1 protein-coding gene is annotated in these 1,628 nt (G+C 70.7%); it reads left to right on the top strand.

All coding sequences use genetic code 11. The annotated features are described in order from the left end of the window. Nucleotides 1–1,628 (top strand): (Fe-S)-binding protein (locus RMO85_RS18425; protein ID WP_310530176.1); only part of this gene is annotated, 1,628 nt, incomplete at both ends.

Genomic DNA, 1,628 nt, shown 5'->3' with positions numbered 1-1,628 from the left:
CCAGGTGCTCGTGGAGTCCAACTTCCCCGCCCAGCTCAACCAGCTCTTCAAGGGCCTGGAGAACAAGGGCAACCCGTGGAACATGTCGTCCACGGCGCGGATGGACTGGGCCAAGGGCCTCGACTTCGACGTCCCCGTCGTCGGTGAGGACCTCGAGTCGCTCGACTCGGTCGACTGGCTGTTCTGGGTCGGCTGCGCCGGGGCGTACGAGGATCGGGCCAAGAAGACGACGCGCGCGGTGGCCGAGCTGCTCAACCTGGCCGGTATCTCCTTCGGTGTGCTGGGCAACGGCGAGACGTGCACCGGCGACCCGGCCCGTCGCGCCGGCAACGAGTTCGTCTTCCAGGGGCTCGCGATGCAGAACGTCGAGACGTTCAAGGAGTTCAAGGTCAAGAAGGTCGTCTCGACCTGCGCCCACTGCTTCAACACGCTCAAGAACGAGTACAAGGACTTCGGCGTCGAGCTCGAGGTCGTGCACCACACGCAACTGCTCAACCGCCTCGTGCGCGAGGGCAGGCTGACCCCGATCAAGGAAGGTGCGGGGGCCGCGAAGCGCTCCATCACCTACCACGACCCGTGCTTCCTCGGCCGCCACAACGAGGTGTACTCCCCGCCGCGCGAGCTGCTGGAGATCCTGCCGGGCGCCGAGCTCGCGGAGATGGAGCGCAACCCCGAGAAGTCCTTCTGCTGCGGCGCCGGCGGCGCGCGCATGTGGATGGAGGAGAACATCGGTGAGCGGATCAACCTCAACCGGACCAAGGAGGCCGTCGGCACCGGTGCCGACCAGATCGCGGTCGGCTGCCCGTTCTGTCGGGTGATGCTCTCCGACGGGCTGACGGCCGAGCAGGCCGCCGGCAACGCCCGTGACGAGGTCGAGGTGCTTGACGTCGCGCAGATGCTGCTCGCGTCCGTCAAGGGCGAGTCGGCGACCAAGGTCCCCGCGGGCGTGTCCGCTGCCTCGTCAGGTGGTACGGCGAAGGCCGCCGCGGCTGCCGGCGACGTGGCGACGAAGGCGGAGCCCGAGGCGGGCGACGTGACGGTCACGGAGAACACCGTCACCGAGACCGCCGACGCCGGGCCTGCCGCCAAGGCGTCCGGTGGGTCGTCGCTCTTCGACACGCCTGCGCCGGAGAAGCCCGCCGCTCCGGCCGCTCCGGCCGCTCCGGCGGAGGAGAAGGCCGCTCCCGCGGCGGCCTCGGGCGGGTCGCTCTTCGACCTCGGCGAACCCGAGCCCGCCGCGTCTGGAACAACGTCCGACGAACCGGCTGCCCCGGCAACCGACTCGTCGGACGTCCCGACCGAGTCCGCCGAGCCGGAGGCCAAGCCGGAGGCCGAAGGCGAGCCCGCGGCCGCCGCGAAGCCTGCGGCCGATCTGGGCTCGGGCGGGTCGCTGTTCGACCTGGCCGCGCCCGAGGCTGCGGCCAAGCCCGAACCAGCCGCGAAGGATGAGTCGGCTGCGAGGGCCGAGGCCACGGCGGACCCCGAGAAGAAGTCCGAGCCTGCTGCTCCCACCGCGGCAGAGGTCGGTTCGACCGGGTCGCTGTTCGACATCGCGGCTCCTGACCCCGCTCACAGCGCGAAGGCCCCCGAGCCGACGCCGAAGGCCGAAGCCGAGCCCGAAACCGAGC

The organism is Nocardioides sp., assembly GCF_031422975.1.
In the GTDB taxonomy this organism is placed as follows: Bacteria; Actinomycetota; Actinomycetes; order Propionibacteriales; family Nocardioidaceae; genus Nocardioides.
This window is presented reverse-complemented; position numbering and strand designations above follow the sequence as displayed.